General features: G+C 68.7%; 18 protein-coding genes. 8 read left to right on the top strand and 10 right to left on the bottom strand.

Annotation, left to right across the window (positions count from 1 at the left end):
* Positions 1–153 precede the first annotated feature (153 nt).
* Together JGU66_21525 and JGU66_21520 are read right to left on the bottom strand one after the other, a co-directional pair.
* On the bottom strand, positions 154–1,308 hold the full coding sequence (locus tag JGU66_21525; GenBank protein ID MBJ6763354.1) for a hypothetical protein: 1,155 nt from the start codon (positions 1,306–1,308) through the stop codon (positions 154–156).
* 76 nt (positions 1,309–1,384) lie between these two features.
* Positions 1,385–2,524 (bottom strand): hypothetical protein, encoded by a 1,140-nt coding sequence (locus JGU66_21520; GenBank protein MBJ6763353.1) that lies wholly within the window; start codon positions 2,522–2,524, stop codon positions 1,385–1,387.
* 153 nt (positions 2,525–2,677) lie between these two features.
* Between JGU66_21520 and JGU66_21515 the strand changes: the two genes are divergently transcribed.
* Together JGU66_21515 and fliB are read left to right on the top strand one after the other, a co-directional pair.
* On the top strand, positions 2,678–6,064 hold the full coding sequence (locus tag JGU66_21515; GenBank protein ID MBJ6763352.1) for a TIGR02266 family protein: 3,387 nt from the start codon (positions 2,678–2,680) through the stop codon (positions 6,062–6,064).
* Between the two features lie 30 nt (positions 6,065–6,094).
* Entirely contained in the window at positions 6,095–7,339 is a 1,245-nt protein-coding gene (fliB, locus tag JGU66_21510) for a flagellin lysine-N-methylase (GenBank protein ID MBJ6763351.1), read from the top strand.
* Between the two features lies 1 nt (position 7,340).
* Here fliB and JGU66_21505 read toward each other — a convergent pair whose 3' ends face one another.
* The gene (locus tag JGU66_21505) at positions 7,341–7,964 is read right to left on the bottom strand and encodes a DsbA family oxidoreductase (protein MBJ6763350.1); all 624 of its coding nucleotides are present in this window, start codon (positions 7,962–7,964) and stop codon (positions 7,341–7,343) included.
* Between the two features lie 182 nt (positions 7,965–8,146).
* On the opposite strand from JGU66_21505, the gene JGU66_21500 reads away from it, so the two are divergent.
* Positions 8,147–10,177 carry a S9 family peptidase gene (locus JGU66_21500; protein ID MBJ6763349.1) on the top strand — a complete coding sequence of 677 codons (2,031 nt, stop codon included), beginning with the start codon at positions 8,147–8,149 and terminating at the stop codon, positions 10,175–10,177.
* Positions 10,178–10,227: 50 nt separating this feature from the next.
* Here JGU66_21500 and JGU66_21495 read toward each other — a convergent pair whose 3' ends face one another.
* The 5 genes from JGU66_21495 to JGU66_21475 form a co-directional block, all read right to left on the bottom strand.
* Entirely contained in the window at positions 10,228–10,497 is a 270-nt protein-coding gene (locus tag JGU66_21495) for a hypothetical protein (GenBank protein ID MBJ6763348.1), read from the bottom strand.
* A 43-nt stretch (positions 10,498–10,540) separates the two neighbouring features.
* A complete protein-coding gene (locus JGU66_21490; protein MBJ6763347.1) occupies positions 10,541–11,281 on the bottom strand; it encodes a DUF4142 domain-containing protein in 741 nt (246 codons plus the stop codon).
* Positions 11,282–11,423: 142 nt separating this feature from the next.
* Entirely contained in the window at positions 11,424–13,160 is a 1,737-nt protein-coding gene (locus JGU66_21485; protein MBJ6763346.1) for a tetratricopeptide repeat protein, read from the bottom strand.
* A gap of 8 nt (positions 13,161–13,168) precedes the next feature.
* Positions 13,169–16,306 (bottom strand): DUF4175 family protein, encoded by a 3,138-nt coding sequence (locus JGU66_21480; GenBank protein MBJ6763345.1) that lies wholly within the window; start codon positions 16,304–16,306, stop codon positions 13,169–13,171.
* Between the two features lie 230 nt (positions 16,307–16,536).
* Complete coding sequence (locus JGU66_21475) at positions 16,537–17,079, bottom strand: MarR family transcriptional regulator (GenBank protein ID MBJ6763344.1); 543 nt, start codon at positions 17,077–17,079, stop codon at positions 16,537–16,539.
* A gap of 213 nt (positions 17,080–17,292) precedes the next feature.
* On the opposite strand from JGU66_21475, the gene JGU66_21470 reads away from it, so the two are divergent.
* The 5 genes from JGU66_21470 (at position 17,293) to JGU66_21450 (ending at position 22,055) form a co-directional block, all read left to right on the top strand.
* The gene (locus JGU66_21470; GenBank protein ID MBJ6763343.1) at positions 17,293–17,787 is read left to right on the top strand and encodes a hypothetical protein; all 495 of its coding nucleotides are present in this window, start codon (positions 17,293–17,295) and stop codon (positions 17,785–17,787) included.
* A gap of 69 nt (positions 17,788–17,856) precedes the next feature.
* Positions 17,857–18,945 (top strand): hypothetical protein, encoded by a 1,089-nt coding sequence (locus JGU66_21465; GenBank protein ID MBJ6763342.1) that lies wholly within the window; start codon positions 17,857–17,859, stop codon positions 18,943–18,945.
* 320 nt (positions 18,946–19,265) lie between these two features.
* Complete coding sequence (locus JGU66_21460) at positions 19,266–20,075, top strand: hypothetical protein (protein ID MBJ6763341.1); 810 nt, start codon at positions 19,266–19,268, stop codon at positions 20,073–20,075.
* Positions 20,076–20,131: 56 nt separating this feature from the next.
* On the top strand, positions 20,132–21,211 hold the full coding sequence (locus JGU66_21455; protein MBJ6763340.1) for a DNA gyrase subunit B: 1,080 nt from the start codon (positions 20,132–20,134) through the stop codon (positions 21,209–21,211).
* Positions 21,212–21,296: 85 nt separating this feature from the next.
* Positions 21,297–22,055, top strand: a complete 759-nt coding sequence (locus JGU66_21450; protein MBJ6763339.1) for a hypothetical protein — start codon at positions 21,297–21,299, stop codon at positions 22,053–22,055.
* A 57-nt stretch (positions 22,056–22,112) separates the two neighbouring features.
* Here JGU66_21450 and JGU66_21445 read toward each other — a convergent pair whose 3' ends face one another.
* Positions 22,113–22,514, bottom strand: coding sequence for a nuclear transport factor 2 family protein (locus tag JGU66_21445; GenBank protein MBJ6763338.1), 402 nt, complete (start codon positions 22,512–22,514; stop codon positions 22,113–22,115).
* Complete coding sequence (locus tag JGU66_21440; protein ID MBJ6763337.1) at positions 22,514–22,780, bottom strand: MerR family DNA-binding protein; 267 nt, start codon at positions 22,778–22,780, stop codon at positions 22,514–22,516. Before JGU66_21440 ends, JGU66_21445 begins: the two co-directional genes overlap by 1 nt.
* Between the last annotated feature and the right edge of the window lie 86 nt (positions 22,781–22,866).

The raw sequence follows: 22,866 nt of genomic DNA, 5'->3' as shown, positions 1-22,866 counted from the left end.
GTTGGGCCCCACCCCTATTCCGGTGGCGCACACCCGTGGGTGGGGGAGCACCATGCTGGTCGGCTGGCCCCTCGGCGAGCCGCGCGCGTCACCCGCTCCTGGGCGAACCGGGGGGCGAAGCCAATGCGGGTTGGCGGACACGCGGGCGGGCCGTCACAGGCCGCGCACGAGCGCGCGGAACTCCTCGTCCTCGGGGACGGAGTGGATGGTGGAGTCCTTGAGCCCCGTCTCGCGCGTCTTCTCGCCGCCGCTGCGCAGCGCTTCCAGGAGGAGCGTGCGGGCCTCCTCGCGCCGCCCCTGGAGGAAGGCGATGTAGCCCGCGTTCCCCAGCGCCAGGGGGTAGCCCGGCCGCCGCTCGAGCGCGGTGGCGATGCGCGTGCGCGCCTTCTCCAAGAGCGCCAGGGCCCGCTCGCGGTCCTCCGGCCACAGGCGCTTGGCCTCGCACAACAGCTTGAAGCCCACCGTGTTGAGGGCGTTCGTCACCCGCTCGCGCAAGGGCATGTCCGAGGCGTCACCGAAGCGCGCCACGACCTCGTCGAAGCCCGCCAGCCCTTCGTCCACGCGCTGCAACTGCAACAGGATTTCAGCGCGGCAGATGAGCGCCCGCGCCGCCTCCATGCGCAGCGAGGGCTCCGGCGCGGAGCCGAACCTCTGACCCACCTCGCCGAACGTGGCCAGCTCCTCCTCGCGCCGGTTCAGCTTGCCCAGAAAGGACGCCTTGAACACGAGCGCGCGGGCCACCAGCTCGCGCAGCTCCTCCTCCTCCGCGTCCCCGAAGCGGTGCACCAGTTCGTCGTGCGCGGACAGCGCCTCCTCGGCCTTCTCCAACTGACGGAGGAGGATGGCCCGCCGCAGCAGGGCCTCGGCCACCAGCACGCGCAGCTCCGGCTCCACCGTGCCGTCCAGGCGTCGCGACACGTCCTCGTAGAGCGCCGCCGCTTCCTCATGGCGCTCCAACTGCACCAGCGCCACCGCCTTGTAGAGCAGCGTCTGCGCCACCCACGACTGGAGCGGCCCCGCGTCACCGCCGAACCACTGGATGGTGGCGTCACACGCGTCCACCGCTTCTTGTGAGCGGTTGAGCTGCACCAGCGTCATGGACTTGCTCAGGTGCGCGCGCGCCACGTGGAAGCGCACGACGGGGCCGCCCGCTCCGCTGAACCACTGCAGCACCTCGTCATAGAAGGGCAGGGCCTCTTCGAACCGCTCCTGCTCGCCCAGCTCGTTGGCGCGATCGACGAGGGCCTGGGCCACTTCATCCGGTCGCGCCGTATCCCCCCGAACGCCCTTCATGTCTTCCACAGCCATGGACTCCCCTTGCACTTCGCCCGAGCGGACTCCCGCGACGCCCGAGCATACCGAGCCCCCGCCTTCGCGCGTGGCCTCACGCTGTTTCAGTGCCCAGTTTCAAATCGCGGCTCAGCCCCTCATCCCGGCGCACCCGCCAGATGCGTTGGTCCAGGTAATAGTGATGCAGCGCCACGCCCCAGATGGCGCCCTCCATGAAGTCACGCAGGGTCAGCCCTGCCACCAACGGAAGGTGTGCATCGAATCCCCCGCAGCCTGGGTGTACGCCGAGCCCACAGCCGAGTCCGCGATACACCAGCGTGAACGCCACGCCACAGGCCGCGTAGAGGACGAATCGCTGGCTCACGCGCGGCGCCAACCCATACGTCGCGGGCGCCACGCCGGGCGCGTGATAGCGATTGCGGTGATAGAACCAGACAATGCCGTGATACTGCACGTTGTGGAATGCAGTGACAGCGACCGCGAACATCACGAAATCCATCTGGGCAGACACGGACGGCCAGAACACCACCGCCGTGAGCCCGAGCGCCGCCGCCAGCATCAACACCTTGGGGCCATGGACGCCGCGCCCCGTCCGCCAACGCCAGACCTGCCAGGCTGCCTGCGCGAGCACCACGGCGAGCACCGCCGCGTAACAACCCCACGCCACCCCGACCTCCCAGGTGGGGGTTCCCGCCAACCCCAGTCTCCGCCGCGCCCCGGCGTGTGTCAGCAGGAACGCCACGAAGGGCGCGAGCAGTCCGACATAGAGCGTGACGCTGTCCCACCGCCGCTCGCGCGCGTCCGTCTCGCCGCCCTTGCGCTGGTACAGCGCGAGGATGCCGTAGTGCTGCCGCACCACGTGCCAGTACGCCCACAGCGCGGCCAGTGAGAGGAACACCACGAAGGGCCCCCGATTGCCCACCACGCCCGACAGCGCGAACGCCAACGGCCCCGCGAGAAACCACCCCAGGCTGCCCCACAGCAGCCGCCCGCGCGTGCGCCACTCGCGCGCATCCAAGTAGGTGCGGGACAGCGTGGCGAACACATGCGGGCCATCGAGCGCCAGCACCCACAGCCACCACAAGAGCACGCTGCTCACGCCGGCCCCGACATGCAACGCGACGAGCGCGAGGCTCGCGGCCACGCCTCCCAGCGTGCAGACCAGGTCATGTCCGGGACTCACCAGCCACCCCACGCGTCGTCGGGCGGACATGCCGAGCGCAACCGCATCCATGGAGGCCTCCTGCCCAAGGGCGAGCGACCGGGCATGGTACAGGAAGGTGGAGGTAGGGTGGGTGCGCACCCGCTGCTCGGGTGTGACCGGTCAGCCGACCCAGGGCTCACATCCCACTTGAGCCGGACGCCGCCTGCCGCGACAGTGGGCCCCATGGAACAAGGTCGGCGCACCACGGACCGCAAGGCGGTCGGCCTGCTGGTGAGGCTCAAGCACGAGTCCGTGGGGAGCTTCGCCGAGGAGTTCGCCACCAATCTGAGTCCGGGGGGCATGTTCATCCGGTCTCGAACGCCTCAGCCGGTGAACACTCCGGTGCGCTTTGAGGTGCAGATCGCCGGCGGCGTGCGCGTGCTCCAGGGCACCGCCACCGTGCGGTGGGTGCGCGAGGTGAATGATCCCGCGGGCCCGCCGGGCATGGGCCTCCAGTTCGAGGAGCTGGACACCGCGAGCCGCGCGCTCGTGGACCTGATGCTCCAGACTCGCCCGGCCACGTCCGCGCCGGTCGCGAGCGCGCTGCCGTCCATCGCGCCCGTGGTGGCGCCGGTGGCCCCCGCGGTCGCGCCTGTGGCGGCCCGTGCCGTGGTGCTTCCCGTGGCCCGCGTGTCGCCCGTCCCCGTGCCGCCGACGCCCGTGTCCGTCACGCCCGGGAGCGCGGGCCTCGCCTCGCTGTTCGATGATCTGGAGTCCGCGGACGGCCCCGCCGCGCCGGTGGAGGATTCCTTCTCGCTGCCTCCGCCCGTCGCGGACAACGACGTGGACATCCCGCTCGACGAGCTGATCTCCGGCTCGCCGCCTCCCACCGTGACGGGCGTCCTCACCGAGGACGAGCCGCTGCCCGGGATGGAGTTCGAGGTGGAGTCCGCCGGCGCCCCCGGCGACGAGCCGCCCATCGAGGTGGGCGTCACGCTGGAGGTGGAGACGTCGGACGACGGCCCCGCTTCGTCGCGCGGCTCGGGTGGCATGGAGTTCGAGCTGGACCTCTCCGAGGCGCTCGATGCCTCCGCGCCTGCCGCGGGGACGCGTCCCTCGCCTGCGCCCGCCGAGTTCGACATGGACCTGTCGGACGCGATGGAGGAAGCGCCGCCTCCTCCGAGAGTCGCCGCGTCCCAGGTCTCCTCCGCTCCGCCGAAGCCCGCGGGCGGTGGGCTCGACTTCGATCTCGACTTCTCGGACGTCGTGGAAGCGGCGCCGCCTCCGCCGCGAGTCGCCGCGGCTGTTCCTGCTCCTGCGGCTCCGCCGAAGCCCGCGGGGGGTGGGCTCGACTTCGACCTCGACTTCTCGGACGTCGTGGAAGAAGCGCCGCCTCCTCCGAGAGTTGCTGCGGCTGGTGCTCCTGCGGCTCCGCCGAAGCCCGCGGGCGGTGCGCTCGAGTTCGACCTCGACTTCTCCGACGCGATGGAAGAGGCGCCGCCGCCTCCGCGAGTCGCCGCGGCTGTTGCCCCTGTCGCTCCGCCGAAGCCCGCCGCGAGCAGCCTCGACTTCGACCTCGACTTCTCCGATGCGGTGGAAGAAGCGCCGCCCCCTCCGCCCGTAGCGGCGCCGCGCGCTCCACCTCCGCCTCCCGCCGCGGCGATGCGTCCTCCTCCCGCGCCCGCGGCAGGGGGGGGCATCGAGTTCGACTTCGACGTGGCGGAGGAGACGCCGCTGGACCTCTTCCGCTCGGCGCCTCCCAGTGCGCCGGCGGCCCGGCCCACGCCCGCGGTGCCTCCTCCCGCGCCGCCCACGCCGGTGTTGCCGCCCACCGTGCGTCAGGCCCCGCCCGCGCCCGCGGCTCCCGCGACGCCCACCGTGCTGCGGCCCGCGGCGCCGCCTCCCGCGCCCGCTCCGCCGCCCGCGGTCTTCAATGAGCAGGGCCAGCCGCGCACCGTCTTCCTGCCTCCGCCGCCCGCGCTCACGGGGACGGGGCCCGTCATCGGCATCGACCTGGGCACGACGAACTCGTGCGTGGCGCTGCTCTCCAACGGGCGCCCCATCGTCCTGCGCTCGCGCGAGGGCTACAACACCATCCCCTCGGTCATCTCGCTCAACGCGCAGAACAAGCTGCTGGTCAGCCACCGCGCGAAGAACCAGCTCGTGCTGCGCCCCACGCAGACCATCTACGGCGCGAAGCGCCTGGTGGGCCGTCCCTACGACAGCGCCGTGGTGAAGCAGGTGCGTGAGCGCTTCCACTACGAAATCGTCCCCGACGCCGCCGGCCGCGCCGCGGTGCGCATGGGCGACAACGTGCTGTCCCTGGAAGAGGTGCAGGCCATCATCCTGAAGGAGTGCAAGGAGATGGCCGAGGCGCACCTCAACCAGAAGGTCGAGCGCGCCGTCGTGACGGTCCCCGCGTACTACTCGGAGCCGCAGCGCGAGGCGGTGCGCAAGTCCGGCGCGATGTGCGGCCTCAAGGTGGAGCGCATCCTCAACGAGCCCACCTCGGCGGCGCTCGCGTACGGCCTCAACCGCGAGCTGAACAAGAAGGTCCTCGTCTACGACCTGGGCGGCGGGACCTTCGACGCCACGATTCTTCGCATCGAGAAGAACGTCTTCGAGGTGCTCGGCACCGGCGGCGACATCTTCCTGGGGGGCATCGACTTCGACAACCTCATCGTCGACTTCCTCCTGGAGCGCTTCCAGGAGAAGGAAGGCATCGCCTTCAGCGGCGACGGCATCGCCCTGTCGCGCGTGAGCGACGCGGCCGAGCGCGCGAAGATGGCGCTGTCCGAGCGCACCACGTTCGAGGTCCACATCCCCATGCTGATGATGGACGACGCGGGGCGGCCTCGGGACCTGCGCGTCATCCTCACGCGGCAGGAGCTGGAGAAGATCTGCGATCCGCTGCTCAACCGCACCGTGGACGTGGTGCGGGACGTGCTGCTGGACGCGAAGCTCAAGGCCGCGGACGTGGACGACATCATCCTGGTGGGCGGCATGAGCCGCATGCCGCTCGTCCGCGACAAGCTCAAGGGGCTGTTCTCCAAGAACGCGCAGGCCAGCGTCAACGCGGACGAGGCGGTGGCCCTCGGCGCGGCGCTGTACTCGGGCTCGGTGGACAAGGTGAGCAGCGTGGTGCTCATCGACGTGCTGCCCATGACCATCGGCCTCGCGATGCCGGGCGGCGCGTTCAAGCGCGTCATCGAGCGCAACAGCCCGCTGCCCTCGCAGCGCTCCTTCGCCATCACCACGAACAAGGACAACGAGGAGTTCCTCGAGCTGTCCGTGTTCCAAGGCGAGGACAATCACATCTCCGCCAACGAGTACCTGGGCACCGTGCGCATCGAGGGATTGCCTCGGGGGCCGAAGGGCTCCGTGCGCGTGGCGGTGACGCTCAAGCTCGACTCGGAATGCGTGCTCCACGTCGAGGCGCGCGAGTACTCCACGCGCAAGGAAGTGAAGGCGACGCTCGCCACGCGCTACTCGCCCGAGGAACTCCAGAAGCAGCTCCAGGTCAGCAAGGAGGCGGTCTCCGCCGCCGAGGCGCGCCGGGGCGCTGACCTCAAGGAGCGCGCCGGCAACTTCTGGGGCAAGCTCAAGAAGGTGCTGGGGCGCGGCAAGTAGCCCTCACGCAGTCCCGAGGAGAGGTCGACCATGGAGGCTGCCGCGAGGGCTCCGCGTTACATGTCGCGCTTCCGCTGCATCGCGGAGGCGTGCGAGGACACCTGCTGCTCGGGCCTGACGGTGCCCATCAGCGAGTCCCGCTGGAAGCTCTTGCGCGACCGCGTCGCGGGCACACCGGACGCCGCGCGCGTCCAGGAGCTCATCACGCCCAACCCCGAGGGCAGCGCGGGTCCGCACGCGGGGCTGCTCGGCAAGCGCGAGGACGGCCACTGCGGCTTCCTCGATGCGGACAAGCTCTGCTCGCTCCAGCGTCGGCACGGCGAGCCGGTGCTGCCGGATGGTTGCTCCGTCTTCCCACGCGTCATCACCCGCTGGGGAGAACAGTTGGAGATGGCGGGTTCGCTCGCGTGTCCCGAGACCGCGCGCCTGTGCCTGCTCGCGGAGGACGCGCTGGAGGACGAGGCTGTGCCCGAGTCGCACGTTCCCCGCTCGGAGACCGCGAGACAGGTCCTGCCCGACGACACGAGCCGCGCGTGGGTCCGTCATGCGGACGCGGTGCGCGCCGCGATGCTGCGCGTCCTCGCGGTGCGGGAGCTGCCGTTGGCGTCGCGGCTCCATGTCCTCGGTCGGCTGGCGAGCGTGTTGGATGAACTCGCTCCAGAGCCCGAGCCCGCGCGCGTGGAGTCGGTGCTGGAGGCGTTCGAGTCACCCGACACGCTGTCCGCGCTGCACGCGGAGTTGAGCGCACTGGAGCTGCCAGGAGGCCCGTGGGCGGGCATCTGCGCCGCGGTGCTCAAGGCCCGCGCGAGCGCGACCGCCAACACGCGCTTCCGCACGTTCGCGCAACAGGTGATGGCCCACTATGGCGGCGAGGCGTTCTCGCCGGACGAGGCCTGGGGGCTGCATCGCGAGCGGCGCGAGCACCTGGAGGCGACGCACGGCGAGCGCCTGCGCCAGTACTTCATGAACCACGCGCGCAACCACGTGCTGCGCCACCCGCTCACCGAATCCCCGAGCCTTCTGGACGCGGTGTTCCGCCTCGCGCTGCGAGCCTCGGTGGTGAGCTGGACGCTCATGGGGCACCCCGCTGTGGTGTCGGGTGACGCGCCCGCGTCCGAGGTGGCGTGGCTGGACGCGGCCGCGGTGGAGTGCTTCCAACTCGTGGCCAAGCACGTGGAGCAGGCGCCGCAGTTCCTCGACTTCGCGCAAGGGCTCGCGGGGAACGGCGGCGCCGAGACGTATGCGCGCCTGCTCGTGCTGCTGAAGGGCCTGTGAGTCAGGGCTGCTGGGCGCGCGGGGTGGCGCCCAGTCGCTGCATCGCCTGACGGAAGATGTCGTACTCCTGAGCGCCCTGGAGCGCGAAGCGCTCTCCCAGGACGAAGGTGGGCACCGCGTTGACGCCCAGCCCCTGGGCCTCGCGCACGGACTCCTCCACGCGCTTCGTGTAGCGGCCTTCTTCCAGGGCGCGCTGCAGTGCGTCCGGGTCCAGCCCGGCATCCTGGGCCGCGCCGCGGAGCGTCTCGAACTCCCAGAGGTTCTGTCCCTCCGTCCAGTACCGACGGAGCACCGCGGCATGGAACGGGTCCAGCTTGCCCGCATCGCGCGCGAACTCGGCGGCCTCATGGGCACGGCGCGTCGAGGGGATGATGTCGCGGTGCACCATCTTCAGGCCGGCCTGGGCGGCGCGGACCTTGAGCGGGTTGTTCGGGTCCTTCATCCGCTCCTTCACGTACTCGGGGAGGGGCAGGCCCTCGGGCGGGGTCTCCGGGCGGAGGAAGAAGGGGCGCCAGTCCACCAGGACGTCGTACTCCTTGCGCAGCTTCTCCACCTCGGAAAGGCCGACGTAGCACCAGGGGCACACGAAGTCGGACCAGACGCGAATCGTCACGGGCGTGCTCATGGCGCGTCCTGTAACACCGCGTCGTGGCGCTCACCACTGATGCTCGGGCATGGCGGGCGCGCTCGGGTGTTGTGCGGTCCGTGGGTGGACAGGGCCCGGAGGAGCGGGCACCGTCCACCCCCCAGCAGCGCCCCGTCTCCCTCCACGGAGGAGGGGACCGGGCGCACTTTCGGGAGGACCCCTTGCCCCTGTCGCTTCTCGCGGCCCTGGCACTCAACGCCACCCCTTCGGCGAGTGCTCGGCCGTTCACCATCCAGGACCAGGTCATGATGCGCAGGCTGAGCGGCCCGCGCGTGTCGCCGGACGGCAAGCAGGTGGCCTTCGTGCTCCGCACCACGGACATGGAAGCCAACCGCGGCCGCACGGACCTGTGGCTCGTCAACCTCGACGGGAGCGGCCTGCGCCAGCTCACCTCGCACCCGGACAGCGATGACCAGCCGGTCTGGTCGCCGGACGGCAAGAGCCTCTTCTTCCTGTCCTCGCGCGGCGGCTCCTCGCAGGTGTGGCGCCTGCCGGTGGACGGCGGCGAGCCCCTGCCGGTGACGAAGCTCCCGTTGGACGTGGGTGCCTTCGCCCTGTCGCGCGATGGCCAGTCGCTCGCCGTGGCGATGGACGTGTTCCCGGACTGCGCCACGCTCGACTGCAACGCGCAGCGGGCCACCGAGCGCTCGAAGCAGAAGGCCACGGGCCGCAGCTACGACAAGCTCTTCGCGCGGCACTGGGACACGTGGAAGGACGGCACGCGCTCGCACCTGTTCGTGATGCCGGTGACCGGCGGCGCGCCCGTGGACATCATGAAGGGCATGGACGCGGACGCGCCCTCCAAGCCCTTCGGTGGCCCGGAGGAGTTCACCTTCACGCCGGACGGCAAGAGCGTGGTGTTCACCGCGCGCGACGTGGGCCGCACCGAAGCGTGGTCCACCGACCTGGACCTGTTCCAGGCCCCCATCGACGGCAAGGCCAAGCCGCGCAAGCTCACCGAGAAGAACCGCGCCACGGACACCAGCCCCGTCTTCAGCCCGGATGGCAAGACGATGGCGTACCTGGCCATGTCGCGCCCGGGCTACGAGTCGGACCGCCTGCACATCGTCCTGCGCAGCTGGCCGGGCGGGCAGGAGCGCGTGCTCGCGGAGACGTGGGACCGCTCCGCCAATGGCCTCGCGTGGAGCAACGACGGCGCGACGCTCTACACCACCGCGGATGACGTGGGGCAGCACCTCGTGTTCGCCATCGACGTGGCGAGCGGCAAGGTGCGCGGGCTCCAGAAGGACGGCAACGCGGGCGAGGCTCAGCCCGCGGCGGGCGGGCAGGTCGTCTACACGTATGACGACCTGGACTCGCCCGCGGACCTGTTCGCCATGAAGGCGGACGGCTCCGGCGTGCGCCAGCTCACGAACGTCAACGCGGACGCGATGTCGCGCATCCAGTTCGGCGCCTTCGAGCAGTTCAACTTCCCGGGCTGGAACGGCGAGAAGGTGCACGCCTTCATCGTGAAGCCGGCGAACTTCGACCCGAAGCGCCAGTACCCGCTGGCCTTCCTCATCCACGGCGGTCCGCAGGGCAGCTTCGGCAACCACTTCCACTATCGATGGAACCCGCAGGTGTACGCGGGCCATGGCTACGTGGCGGTGATGGTCGACTTCCACGGCTCCACGGGCTACGGCCAGGGCTTCACGGACGCCATCCGCGGGGACTGGGGCGGCAAGCCGCTCGAGGACCTGCAGAAGGGCCTGTCCGCGGCGCTGCAGCGCTACCCGTTCATCGCGAAGGACCGCATGTGCGCGCTGGGCGCGAGCTACGGCGGGTTCATGATCAACTGGATCGCCGGCAACTGGCCGGATGGGTTCAAGTGCCTGGTGAACCACGACGGCAACCTGGACGAGCGCCTGGCGTACTTCGACACCGAGGAGCTGTGGTTCCCCGAGTGGGAGCACCAGGGCACGCCGTGGGAGAACCCGGAGTCCTACGCGAAGCACAACCCCATCGACCACGTGGCGAAGTGGAAGACGCCGATGATGGTGGTGCACGGCGGCCGGGACTACCGCGTGGTGGACACGCAGGGCCTGTCCACCTTCACGGTGCTCCAGCGCAAGGGCATCCCGTCCAAGCTGCTCTACTTCCCGGACGAGAACCACTGGGTGGTGAAGCCCGCCAACAGCGTGCAGTGGCACGACGAGGTGCTGGGCTGGCTGGACCAGTGGACCGGCAAGTAGCCGGGTAGTTCCTCCGGGGGCCGCGCAGGGTATCGCGCGGCCCTCGGTGCTTACGGGATGCCCAGGCAGTCGTCGATGCAGTGCGAGAAGATCTCCGCGCAGGAGCGGCTGCTCACGCAGTCGGCACACTCGGCGGCGCGCTCCTCGCGGTCCTTGTTGTCCTTCTGCCACGCGCTGATGTTGTTCGAGCACGCGCCCGTGTCCGTCCTGTCGTTGACGCACTCCTTGCGGCGGTCGCAGATGGTGTCGGCGTTGTTGGAGCATCCGCCGAGGAGGCTCGCGAGGCTGATGAGGACGGTGACAGTCACGGGACGGAACATGGGGTGCATCTCGCACGGAACCGCGGGCGAGGAAAAGGGGCGCCTAGGGCTGCGGTGAGGGCGAGCTGCCCGTCGTCCCCCCGGACGGCATGTCGCCGTGCTGCATGTCGCCGTGCTGCATGTCGCCGTGCTGCATGTCCCCGTGCTTCATGCCCTTGGACTCGCCGGAGCCGCCCACGCCCATGGCGCCGCTCAGCTTGCCGAGCACCTGATAGGCCATGTCGCGGTGCTGCGGCAGCTTCTGGGACAGGTCGGTGAGCATCGTGGCCAGCTCGCCCGAGGCGCTCATGCCATGACGCGCGGCGAGCACCTGGCCAATGGCCAGGTCATGGGCGCCCACTTGATTGGACATGTACACGGAGTCGAACGGCGCGCCCTTGAGCGCCTGGAGTTGCTCCGTCGTCGCCTTGTCCGCGGCCATGGAGCGCTTCTCCGCGTCGTCCAGCGCCTTGGGAGATTCATCCAGCTTCAGGCCCTTGCCCTGCGCCAGGGTGGTGACCTTCTGGTCCATGGCGGTGTGGTCCCGCACCATCTGCTCCGCGTAGCTCTTCACGTCCGGGTTCTGGCTGTTCTGCATGGCCAGCTTCCCTGCCTTGATTTCCCCCTGATTGACGGCGTGCAGCCGGTCGAGGAGCGCCTTCTCATCGGTGGGGGCCGAGAACCCGCGGTACTCCGTCATCCCTCCGGCGCTCTTGCCCTTGGACGCGGCTCCGCCCTGCGCCAGTGAGATACCGCCCGCCAGCAGCGTGACGGCGAGGACGACTCCCTGCGTGGTGCGCTTCATCGTGCTTCCCCTTTCGGAAAAACGGACGGGGCGCACATTGGACGGCGCGTCGAGGGCACGCAGCGCGGGACTCGCGCATTCGTGCACCAGCACACGAACGGCGCGCTCCCGAGGTGCGGAAGTGGACGAAGCCGCGCGGGGACTACGGCTTCGGCGCGGGGGCCGGTGCGGGCGCCGCGGGCGCGGGTGCGCCGGGGACGTTCATCTCGGACAGCTCGCCCTCTTCGCGCAGGAAGAGCTGGGCCGCGCGGTCCACTTCTTCTGGCTTGAGGCCGGTGAGCAGCACGCTCGCGGTGCGCGTGCGCGTGGCCAGCGCCGTCTCACCCAGCGCGCCGTGGATGCGCATGAGCGCCAGGTGGATCTCCGGGTCGAATGGATCCGACGCGAGCGCCTCCAGGTACGCCGTCTTCGCCTTGGGGTAGTCCTTGCGGTACAGCAGGATGCGGCCCAGGTGCACGTTGGTCAGCGGAGAGCCCGGGTGCATGCGCAGCGAGCCGCGCAGCACGTCCTCCGCCTCGTCGAGCTGCTTCAGCTCCAGCAGCGCCAGCGCGTACTTGTTGGAGACGGACTCGTACTTGTCGCCCACGACCTTGTGCGCCTTGGCGTACTCCTCCGCGGCGGCCTTCACGTGGTTGCGCTCGCGCAAGAGCTCGCCCAGGTGCGCGGACTGGCGCGCGAGCACCTCCGTCACTTCCTGGAAGTCTCCGAAGGAGATTTCGCGGCCCTTCTTGGCCGAGTCCTTCCCCTTGCCCTTGGCGTCGTCCTTGAGCACCACGCGGTCGTCGCGCGGCACCAGCTCCGAGGGGAACGGCTGCTGCTTGATGTGCGCGAGCCAGGCCTTCTCGAAGGCGGGGAAGGGCATCCCCATGGCAGCCTCCACGGCCTTGCGGTCCGTCTGCCCGGCCTTCAGCTCCTGGATGATGGCGCGCAGCCCCGCGGTGCCTCGGGTGCCGTGGATGTAGTCGATGGCATAGAAGACCTCGGCGAAGGCCGTGGCCGCGTCCTCGGCGGTGGGCAGCATGGCGATGGACGGGTGCATCTTCTCGAAGGGGATGAGCGTGTCCGCCTTCACGCGCTTGCCCAGGAGCGCCTGCGTGGACGGCGTCATCGCCAGCCCGCCCTTGCCGCGCCAGCGCGACTCCAGGAACTTGGCCAGTCCTTCGTGCAGCCAGATGGGCACGGTGTTGTGGCTGAGCTGGCTGACCACCAGGTGCACGTACTCGTGCGCGAGCGTGTCCTGCCAGTCGTAGCCCCGCGCGACGGCCTTGGGGCTCGTCACCATGAGCTTGTTGAACTTGCAGATGGCGATGGTGCCCGTGGTGCTGATCTGCTTCTCGGTCAGCGTGCTGACCCGCGACAGCTCGCGCGCGTTGTTCACCACCTCCACGCGCACCTTGCCGGGCGGCGTCCAGCCCAGGTCCTCGGCCAGCGCGCGGTGGATGGACTCCAGCGTCTCCAGCGCGTAGGGCACCAGCACCTCTTCCTTCCCCTTCGGGTAGAAGAAGATGAAGTGCTCGCTCTCGGCGCGCTGGTGGTCCTTCACGATGGCGCGCGTGTCCTTGGCCAGCCGCAGATAGCTGCCCGGCTTGTCCTCGATGCTCGCGGCCTCCAACTGCGTCACCGCGTCGTCGTAGCGCCCGGCCTCGAATGCCACGCGCCCCTGGAAGTATTTGAGCGGCTCGATTTCGGGCGGGACGATCTGCTCCACCTCGGCCAGCTCGCGCTCGGCGCCGCCCAGGTCCCAGTCCTCCAGGGACTTCTCCACCTTGCCCAGCCGCGTCTTCACCTCTTCCTTCAAGGCGGCGTCCGGCGGCGCGGCGAAGGTGGAGGTGCCAGCCAGCACCAGGGCCAACAGCCCCAGCAGCGCCCCGGTGTTCATGCGGCGGCTCACTTCACCAGCTCCTCGTAGTAGCGCTTCACCTGCTCCCGATACTTCTCCGGAGCGCCCTGCTTCATCGCGTCCAGCAGGTCCTTGCGGAACTCCTTGGGCGCCTGGAAGGAATCCTCGTCGGGCAGCTCGACCTTCTCCTTCGGGTCTCGGCCGTTGCCCTCCTGGCGGCGGCCCATGCCCATGGGGAGCGGCAGCCCGCGTCCGCCCTTCTTGCCCTGCTGGCTCTGCTGCATCTGCTGCTGGAAGCGCTTGAGGCCCTCCATGGCGGCCTGCTGCTCTCCGTAGCCACGGCCCGGGTCCTTGCCCGCCATCCGCTCGGAGGCCTCACCCATGCGCCGGCCCACGTCCTCCATCTGCTTGCCGGCCTCCTCGCCGAACAGCGGCGCCGTCTGCTCCATGTCCTCCATCTGCTGGCGCAGGCCCTGCGCGCGCTGCTCCAACTGCTGTTGGCGCTGGCTGAGCTGCTGGAGTTGCTGGCGCTCCTGCTGGGAGAGCTGCGAGCCCGGCGACGGGAAGAGGGACTGCAGCTTGCGGCTCACCTCCTCCACGTTGCGCGCATCCTTGTCCAACCGCTCCGCGAGCTGCGACGACTGCTGCCGCACCTCGGGGGGATTGCCGAACATCTCGTCCAACTGGCGCTGCTGCTCACCCATGGCGGACAGCTGGCGGGCCGCGTCCTCGGCGCGCGCGGCGGACTCGGCCGCGAGGTCGAAGTCGTTCACCTTCAGCGCGTTCTCCACGTTGCGCAGCTCGGACTGGGCCTCTTCGAGCGGGCGCGCCGCGCGGCCGTTGAGCCGCTCCGGCGGGAGCTTCTGGTAGCTCTCCTGCGCCTGCTGCACCTTGTGCAGCAGCTCGTCCTTCATCGCCTGGCCCTTCTCCGAGAGCCGGTCGCGGTTCTGCGAGCGGGCCTGGTCGCGCAGGGCCTTGGTCTGCTCGGCGACCTTCTGCTGCTCCTCGGCGGTGCCCTTCAGGTCCTCCATGAACTTGCTGAACTTCTCGGCCAGCTCCGGGTACTGCTCCGCGCCGAAGTCGTTCTGCGCGTCGTCGAGGTTGTTGAGCATCTCGTCCATCTTCATGCCCAACTCCTGCAGCTTCGCGAGCGCCTCGTCCGCCTTGCCCTCGCGCATGAGGCGCTCCACGTCGTCGAGCGCCCCCTGCATGTCCTCGTCCTTCATCATCTCGGAGAGCGCCTCGGAGTTGAGGTGCTCGTCGCGGATGCCCTTGCGCAGCTCGGCCATGCGCTGCATCAGCTCCTGGATGCGGCCCTTGAGCTGTTGGATCTGCTGCATCACCTGCTGGCGCGCGGCCTCGTCCGGGTTGCTCTTGAACTGCTCGATGAGCCGCGACAGCTCGCGCCGCTCGCTGGCCATCTGCTTGGCCAGCTCCTGCAACGCCTCCATCTTCTGACGGTCCAGCAGGGACTCCAGGTAGAGGATGTCGCGCTCCAGCGCGTCGATCTCCTCGTTCACCATGCCGGTGAGGCGGGCGCCGGTGCCCCAGTCCTCGCCGCGCGCGCGCTGTGTGCGCAGGTAGAGGCGGCGGAAGTCCATGGTGCCGGCCACGTGGCGCTGCAGCTCGGCGGAGATGTTGGACAGCGCGGTGAGCAGCTCCTTGGGCGCGTCCTTCTCGCGGGACAGGTCTCGCGAGAGCATGCGCATGTCGTTGGCGAGCTGCTGTCCCCGGGTGTCCACCGCCTGCCCAGCGGCCACGGCCTGCACGTCCTTCTGCTTCGCGCGGTCCGGGCCCTCCAGGCGATCCGCGAGGTGGTCCACCAGGCGTCCCCACAAGGCCTCGGTCTTCTCCAGCGCGGCGCGCAGGTGCTCGGCGGCGCTGTAGATGCGCAGGGCCTGCGTGCGGCTGACGCCCTTCTTGGGGCCCTCCACCGCGTCGTTGTCCTGCGCCTCGACGTAGTAGGTGACGCGGTCGCCCGGGTTGACCTTCAGCGTTCCCAGGTCCCACGCGTACGTGCCTCGGCTGCGGCGCCCGTCCTCGCGCGGCAGCGGGATGCGCGTGTCCTGCGCGGCGCCGGGCGTGCGGAACACGAGCGCGAGCGAGGACAGGCCATAGTCATCCGTGGCCTCGAACTTGAGCGTCACCTTCTGGCCGGGGTCGACCTCCACCTCGGACGCGGGCGTGAGCAGGGTTACCTGCGGCGCCTTGTCCGCTTCCACGTTGAGCGGGATGTCGGGGCCCACGGCCTCGGGCCGCGCGCCCTTCCGGTAGAAGACGAAGTGGTAGTGGCCGGACTGCTGGGCGACGAACGACCCTTCCAGCTCGCGCTCACCGGTGACGCGAAGCGGGAGCGTCTGGTCGTTGACCACGATCTCGGCGCGCTCCACGGGGCGGTCCGAGCGCGTCTTCAGCACGACCTCGGTGCCGGCCGGCGTGCTCACCTCGCCGTTGGTGCCGGGAACGGTGCGCGGCGACAGGCCGGTATAGGCGGGGTAGCGGTACGTCAGCTCGATGTCACCGGTGATGGGCTCGGCGCGCGCGGCGGTGGCGGGCTGGAGCGCGGCCGCGCGGATGCGCGCGAGCCCCGCGACCCACGCGCTTCCGAAGAAGCCCAGCACCAGGGCCAGCACGAGCACGCCCGCCGCCGAGGCCATCGCCGTGCGGCGCACGGGCCGCATGTCCACGATGGCGCGCGCGTCCACGGTGCGCGCGCGCAGGTCCATCTGGCGCAGGAAGGCATCCGTGAGGTCTGACGAGCCCGTCGTGCCGCGCCCGTGCGCCAGCTCCACGGCGGCCAGCACGTCCAGGGACAGCTCGGGGCGGCGCTGCCCCACCAGGCGGGCGGTGCGCGCGTCGTCGCCCACCTGACGTCGGGCGTGGAAGATGCCCAGGGCGCAGGCGATGGCCGCGCCCACGGGGAGCGCGAGCCAGAGGACGCCCTGCGCGAGCCCCGGCGCGACCTGTCCGAGGAGGCCGCCCGCGACGATGAGCGCGAGCGCGGCGAGGCCACCGAGCAGCCCGCCTTGGGCCCAGAGGGCGCGGTGCTGACGGGCGCGCACGGAGGCCAGCAGGGCCGAGACCCCCTCCGTGCGCCGCGCGGCGCGAGCCACGGGCGGCGCGGCCGGTGGCGGCGGTGGGGGCGGCAGCTCGGGGCCTGGGCTCTGCGGGGTGTCGAGGTTCACGCGGTCTCGTCCGCTCCGTCGCGAGGCAACCCCTACCCGGGCGGCCTATTTCCAGACTGTCTATCAGTCCCGCTGTCGAGGTGGGGTGGGGACCGAGCGAGGGCCATCTCGGGGTGGGCCCTCTGTCGGGCGTCGGAAGGAGACGCGGGGGAGAGGGTCCGAGAGGCAACGGGGCCTTCGCGAAGCAGGCTCCCCCCTCGCGGGTCGGTGCGAGGGGAGGACGCGAGACGTCAGGGCTCGGCGAGCTGGGGGCTGCCGGCGGGCGGGGTGCTCTCCTCGGGAGGAGGAACGCCGCCCAGCTCCTGCGCGAGCGTGGTGAGGACCTCCTGGGTGAACACGATGTGGCTGCGCGGCATGCGAGCGAGCACGCGCTGCGCGGCGGCCTCCACGGTGCCCTCGGAGGGGATGTCGTGCTGGCGACCCTCTTCGGTGAGGGAGAAGAGCGCCTTGCGGCCGTCGAGCGGATCCGACTTGCGCTCCAGCAGTCCCCGGCGCTCCAGGCGCTTGAGGACGCCGGTGAGGGTGCTCGGGTGAACGTGAAGAATGTGTGCGAGCGAGCCCGCGGTGATGCCCGGGAACCGACCGACCAGGCGGATGACGAGTCGCTGCGGGCCGGTGAGGCCCAGCTTGGACTCCATTCGCTTGGAGGTGGATTGGAGGCCGTGATCGACGGCCCACAGCAACCGCATGAACTCGAGCACTTCCCCCAGAGGCGGTCCGTGAGGCTTACTGCCCTCCGACGGGCCCGGCTCGGTGCCCTGTGTGTCCTTCATGCGCTCATCATCCTTCACCTGCCGCCTCCATGCATCTCCCTTGCGCGCGGAGGTCTAGCGCGACTGGGAAGCCGCTGTCGGGAAAATCCGTTGCGCGCTGTTGGGCGGCAAGCTAGGGCGCCGCCCCCTGCCGGCGGAGCGGCGAGGGCACTCCTGCCCGTCCCCGTCCCCAAGTCCTGCGGATGTTGCCCAGTTGGCACTATGCGTCAGGGCATGGAATCCTCGCCGGCCGCCGAGGGGGAAACCATGTCGCTGAGAGAGGTCGCTTTCGAGGAGTGGGCCGTGGGCCCCGAATCCCGGAGGTCCGGTTGGAACGTGGTCGGGACGTGGGTGTCCGAGGCCATGGCAGCACAGCAGGTCGTGGCGATCGCGATCTTCGACTTCGTCCGGAAGGAGCGACTCTTCCGCCAGACAGAGCTGCTGCGCGGTGCGGAGTTGGACGCATCGGGCTTTGCGGCGGTCTGTGGGGCCATGCGCAGAGACGCGTTCGCGGTGGTGCTGCTACGTGAGCCGCCGAGCATGGCGAGGAGCTTCGCGAGCTACGTTCTGGCCGCGAAGGGACGCGTCGACCCCGAACAGAAGTCAGACGTGTTCTTCGGTTCGCCCCTCGAAAGAGTTCACGAGACGTTGGCGCTCGCGAAGTACGCCTGTGCCGTGAACCACGATGGGGACCCGGTGGTGCTCCTCTCGATGGAGTCGCAGGCATAGCGCGCGGGCGCGAGCGTGGTGCTCGGGGTCTCTGGAGTTCATTGGTCCTGGCGAAGTAGGAGCGGCCGCATGACGATGGGACGTGCTGCGATTGGATTGCTACTGGTGTGTGGGGCGGTCGGGTGTGGGCATTCGCGATTGCCGAGCCTGCCGGCGACCCATGGTCAGTTGTCCATGGCCATGGAGAAGTATTCGGTTCACTGGCGCGAAGACGCGCACAGCAGTGCGATAGGTGATCCTCCCGTCGAAGTAGAGCCAGCACAGGCCGAATCGCTCTTCATCGAGGCGAAACGTACACTGGAGGGAAGCCCCTCGGACGACCAGGTTCAAGGGGCTTGGGCTGACTTGCGGGCTGCATGCTTTGCTCAGCTCGATGCGGCATGTGAATACATTGCTGACAATTTCCAGCGGCCACGCTCTATCGATGGAGCGAAGAAGTGGGCGCCCAAATTGGACTCAGCTCAGGCGGGGATGCTGTATTGGGCTGTCGTGGTGTGTCGCGTGGGCCTTGATGGTCACCTCAAGAAATGCAGTGTTATCGAGCACGGCGGCACAGTTGCCTTGGCTGCAGTACTTGATTTTACCGGGCAGGTACGAACGTTACCCGCGACGATCTCAGGGCACCCGTTCGAGACGTCCTTGGTGACTAAGTTTACGCTCATGCCTGGCTCCGAGCCCCTCACGCCAGCTCAAACGCTTCAGTGGCTCCGGGAGCGCACGGCCAGATTCCCCGGAAGCTTCGCGGCATGGGCTGACTTGGCCGAACTTCTTTCGGGACAGTATCCCGAAGCCCCTGAGTACCTGGATGCGTTGCGCCAGCTGAATCACTTGGTGCCCGACTATTGGTGGGCGTCCAATGAGCTAGCCTGGCAGTTGATTCAGGACGGGCGCTTCGAGGCTGCGTTGCAGCTCGCTCGGCACGCCATGCCCCGAGCAATCCGCAACCCGTATGTCAGAGAGACCCTGGCGGCGGCCCTGGCTGGAATGGGGCAGTGTGATGCGGCGCTGAACGAGCAGCGGCGGGCAGTGCGAGCATTGCCTTCCGAGTGGCCGCTTCCAGAGCGCAAGCGCTTCCTGACGACTCTCCGGAGCTACCAGGAAAAGTGTGGTGCACCCGCCGCATCTCCTCAGCCAGGAACGGCTGCACCGAAGCAATGAGAGAGGGGCATGGGGCTTCATCCATGAGGGCGGGACCGGAGGACAGAAACATGAAGTTGGGGCGATGGGTCGCTGTGGGGATGCTCTTGGGTGGGTTGGTCGGGTGTGGGCATTCGAGGTTGCCGACCTTGCCGGCGACCCATGGCCACCTGTCCAGCGTCATGGATGAGTATATGGAAGAGGGGACCAGTTGCCTGGGAGCCTATATTGGGGCCGCACCGGTAGCAGAAGCTGCGCCAGGCCGCGCTCCGTCTCTGTTCTCCGATGCGAGGCGCACGCTGGAGGGAACCCCGAGTGAAGCGGAGGTGCGTATCGCTTGGATGGACCTGCGTGCAGCTTGTTCCGCGCGCCTCAAGGCTGCCTGTGACTACCTGCATGCCAACTTCAAGAAGCCGAAGCCTGTCGACTCCATCCAAGTGGAGCGCGGCGCCTACTCGCGGCGGCCGGACACCCTGGCCCAGGTCATCGTCGAGTGTGAGCTGGGCGTCGATGGTCGATTGAGGCCGTGCGAGGTGCTGGAGAAGGGCCCCCTGGACTCCACCGAGGTCATTCTCCGAGGCATCGCGGAGTCGAAGTATTCCCCGTCGTTGTTGGCGGGGCATCCCATTTCAATGCCTCACGTGGTTCGCTTCATCATGGATCCCACCGATGGGAAGCTGCAGGCAGCGCAAGAGCTCCTGTGGAGGCGGGCTCGGGCGGTCCGGTTCCCTCAAAGTCCTGTGGCGTGGTCGGACCTGGCGGAGGCGCTCGCCAAGGAGTATCCCAGTGTGCCCGAGTATCTGTACGTCGTCCGACACATGAATGAGCTTTATCCTGAGTATTGGTGGTCCGCGAACGAGTTGGCCTGGTCCTATGTGTCAGAGGGCCGCTACGCGGAAGCGCTGCCGTTGGCGCGACGTGCCCAGGCTCGCATGGCATTCAATCCGTATGTGGATGAGACCGTCGCTGCGGCGCTGCTCGGACTGGGTAATTGCAGTGAGGGGCTGATTGAGCAGCGTCATGCCATCGAGTCTCTGCCTGTGGACTGGCCGCTTCCAGAGCGCGAGCGCTTCCAGAAGACGCTTCGCACCTACGAAGAGAAGTGTGGGGCTGCGGTGGCCCCGGCTCCGAGTTCTCCCCAAGGTGGATGAAGGGCAGGGGGCTCGCGAGGTGCGGGCCCGTCACGCGGACTGGAGGAGTGGCATTCATGAACCTGAAGCCGAATCTCACGTTCCTCGAATCCGTGCGCCATCGTCCCGGGATGTACGTGGGGGACGTCAGCGAATACGGGCTGCATCACCTCGTGTACTTCCTGATGAACGCGCTCTTCGACGAGGCGCGCGGAGGTGCGCATCGCGATGTCGTGTTGGAGGTGGGGGAGGATGGCTCGTCCGTCTCCTTCTTCTGTACCGAAGCAGGTGTGTCGCCGGCCGGGCTGTCCGCGCGCATCGCGTCCGGCAGCCACTCCCCATCGTCCGCCGCGGGCTTCTGGAATCATGCGTTGCCCATCGTCTGTGCGCTCTCTTCCAGGTTCCTGGTAGACCTGTGGACGGAGGAGGCGCAATGGCGGCTCGGGAGCGTGAACGGGGAAGCGCCGCCGCCGGGTGTCATCCTGGAGGCGCGGACTCCTGCGCCCGTGGAGCACCCGCGAGGCCTGCGCGTGGCGTTCACTCCGGATGCTTCCATTCTCGTGGCAACTGTCTTTGATGCGGAGCGATTGTTCCGGCGATGCCATGAGCTGGCGGTCCTCGTTCCTGGGACTCGCGTTCGGTTCATCCATCGTCCCTCGGGCCGGGATGAGTCGCTGTGTTATCCCGGTGGGCTCGGTCAATGGGCGAGCGAGCTGTCCGCGGGGCTCCATCCGGTGCACCCCGAGCCGCTTGTCTTCGATGTCACCTGGGATGGGTTGCGCGTGCGGTGTGCGCTCCAGTGGGGTGAATCCGGTGGACGTGTGGAGTCGTTCGCCAACACGGTGAAGACTCGGCGTCACGGCGTGCACGTGGACGGTGTGTTCCGGGCGCTCAGGTCCGCGCTGATCAACCTGACGGGCTCCACTCGGGGATTCACGCCCCCCCGACTGTCGAGAGGGCTGATCGCCGTCATCTCGGTCGAGGGCGATGAGCAGCGGATGAAGTTCGCGGGGCCGACGAAGGAACTCCTGGCCATCAAGCACCTGGACAAGGGCGTGAGGAATCTCCTGCGCCCACGGTTGATCGAGACCCTTCACGATCACCCAGTCCTGTCCCACCTCAAGAGGCTCGCAACCGAGGGAGCCGATTCGAGGTGAGTTCAGAAGCGGGGCGTCCTCGTGCGCTGGAGGGGGCGAGCCAGCGGCTTGCGGGAAAGACCCCAAGGCGTGTAGCCAGGAGTGCATGTCCATCGACCCTGAGGAACTCCTTCGCCGCTTGAACGAACTCGACGCGCTCGCGCGAGCAGGTTCGCCGGTGGATGGGTTCCCGTGGGAGGTCGTCGCGCCGTTTGCCCATCTCTGGTCGCACTCCTGGCCTGGCGAAGTGGCCGAGGCGATGGACGGCGTGGAAGACCTGGCCGCCGCCCTGGAAGAGGACTGTCCCCCGGGTGGGCCTCAGTGGATCGCGCTCGCGCTGCGCGACGGTTCGACGGAGCCTCGGACGGCGGAAGCGTGTGAGACCTATGAAGTGGTCCTCTGGTCGGGAAATGCTGTTGTCGATGAACCACTGGATGCGGCGCCGCTCTTGATTGTCGGCGGCGCACTGACCGTCGAGGGTTGGCTTCGCGTGAACGACGGGAGCACGGTCGTCGTGGCGGGAGACCTCAAGGCAGCTGGGATTCGATGCCTCGGGAATCTGGTCGTGCTCGGCGACATCGAGGTTGAATTTCTGCGCGCCGAGGGCAATGGCGGCCTCATCTTCGCGCGCCAGCTTTCCTGCCGCGTCTACGACAATCCGCAACTGGCCGTGCATTCGCGTGTCGTTGCCGAAAGTTCAATCTATGAGCGGACGCAGCCTTCGGGGACGTCGAAGGTCTCGCCGGAGTCGCTCTTGATGGAGGGGCTCATCCACCCAGATCCAGAGTTCGGTCGCGCCAAGGTCGACTATGACGAACTCGAGCGCCGCCAGGAGTCGAGTCAGCCCGTGTTTCGCGACGAATGAAGGCTGCCCCGAGCACTGAAGTTGGGGCTCCATCGCGGACGCGAGCACCGCGGAGGCTCAAGGCGCGCCAAGCGCTTGCATCGCCAGTTCCGTGTCCATGTACTCGGTGAGTTCGGAGAGCTTGCCGTTCTCGAACCGGCACACGTAGCAGTAGTGGTTGTCGTAGCGGTGGCCGCTCTTCGTCTGCACCTTCCCGCGGCATTCGATGACGACGCGGTCGTCTTCGGCGATGAACTGCAGTGCCTCGTTGGTGTAGGTCTCCGCGAAGCGAGCGAACAGGGGCCGAATCAATCCATTCATCACTTCGTGCTTGCCGCGCCAACTGCGCGACCACGGAGAGTGGCCGGCAATGGTCCAGACGATGTCGTCGGACAGGGTCTCGACGAAGGGTTGGCCGTTGCCCTTGGCTAGCTCAACGAAGGCCGCCTGCATCATGCGTTTGTTTTCCGTGCTGTTCATCAGGACTGTCTCCTCTTGGCGGCAGGCGTCGTCGCGAAGTCGCGTGACGGTCGTTTGCCCGTTCGCTGCCACTGGTCATCGAAGTCGATCTTGCTGTCGAGGAGTTCGAGCGACTCGGTCCACTCGGCGATGGTCCGGCGCACGCGCTCTCGGTGGGCATCCAGGAGTTCTTGCCGGCGCCTCAGCGTGGCGTGTCCCTGGATGACGAGCGCGGCGTACTCGCGCATCTGTTTGATCGACATGCCGGTGCAACGCAGTCGAACCATGAGTTGCAACCAGCCGACATGCTGTTCGCTGTAGCGCCGCTGGCCGGTACCCGTCCGGGTTTGGCTGTACTGACGAGGGATGAGTC

Source organism: Myxococcaceae bacterium JPH2 (genome assembly GCA_016458225.1).
GTDB lineage: Bacteria > Myxococcota > Myxococcia > Myxococcales > Myxococcaceae > Citreicoccus.
Note: the sequence above shows the minus strand (reverse complement) of the source record. Positions and strands in the feature narration are given on the sequence as shown.

Bases quoted from the DNA above. Each gene is read 5' to 3' on its own strand.
- JGU66_21525 (MBJ6763354.1), bottom strand. From the start codon at position 1,308: ATGGCTGTGGAAGACATGAAGGGCGTTCGGGGGGATACGGCGCGACCG.
- JGU66_21520 (MBJ6763353.1), bottom strand. From the start codon at position 2,524: ATGGATGCGGTTGCGCTCGGCATGTCCGCCCGACGACGCGTGGGGTGG.
- JGU66_21515 (MBJ6763352.1), top strand. From the start codon at position 2,678: ATGGAACAAGGTCGGCGCACCACGGACCGCAAGGCGGTCGGCCTGCTG.
- fliB (MBJ6763351.1), top strand. From the start codon at position 6,095: ATGGAGGCTGCCGCGAGGGCTCCGCGTTACATGTCGCGCTTCCGCTGC.
- JGU66_21505 (MBJ6763350.1), bottom strand. From the start codon at position 7,964: ATGAGCACGCCCGTGACGATTCGCGTCTGGTCCGACTTCGTGTGCCCC.
- JGU66_21495 (MBJ6763348.1), bottom strand. From the start codon at position 10,497: ATGTTCCGTCCCGTGACTGTCACCGTCCTCATCAGCCTCGCGAGCCTC.
- JGU66_21490 (MBJ6763347.1), bottom strand. From the start codon at position 11,281: ATGAAGCGCACCACGCAGGGAGTCGTCCTCGCCGTCACGCTGCTGGCG.
- JGU66_21485 (MBJ6763346.1), bottom strand. From the start codon at position 13,160: ATGAACACCGGGGCGCTGCTGGGGCTGTTGGCCCTGGTGCTGGCTGGC.
- JGU66_21475 (MBJ6763344.1), bottom strand. From the start codon at position 17,079: ATGAAGGACACACAGGGCACCGAGCCGGGCCCGTCGGAGGGCAGTAAG.
- JGU66_21470 (MBJ6763343.1), top strand. From the start codon at position 17,293: ATGGAATCCTCGCCGGCCGCCGAGGGGGAAACCATGTCGCTGAGAGAG.
- JGU66_21465 (MBJ6763342.1), top strand. From the start codon at position 17,857: ATGACGATGGGACGTGCTGCGATTGGATTGCTACTGGTGTGTGGGGCG.
- JGU66_21460 (MBJ6763341.1), top strand. From the start codon at position 19,266: ATGGACCTGCGTGCAGCTTGTTCCGCGCGCCTCAAGGCTGCCTGTGAC.
- JGU66_21455 (MBJ6763340.1), top strand. From the start codon at position 20,132: ATGAACCTGAAGCCGAATCTCACGTTCCTCGAATCCGTGCGCCATCGT.
- JGU66_21450 (MBJ6763339.1), top strand. From the start codon at position 21,297: ATGTCCATCGACCCTGAGGAACTCCTTCGCCGCTTGAACGAACTCGAC.
- JGU66_21445 (MBJ6763338.1), bottom strand. From the start codon at position 22,514: ATGAACAGCACGGAAAACAAACGCATGATGCAGGCGGCCTTCGTTGAG.
- JGU66_21440 (MBJ6763337.1), bottom strand. From the start codon at position 22,780: ATGGTTCGACTGCGTTGCACCGGCATGTCGATCAAACAGATGCGCGAG.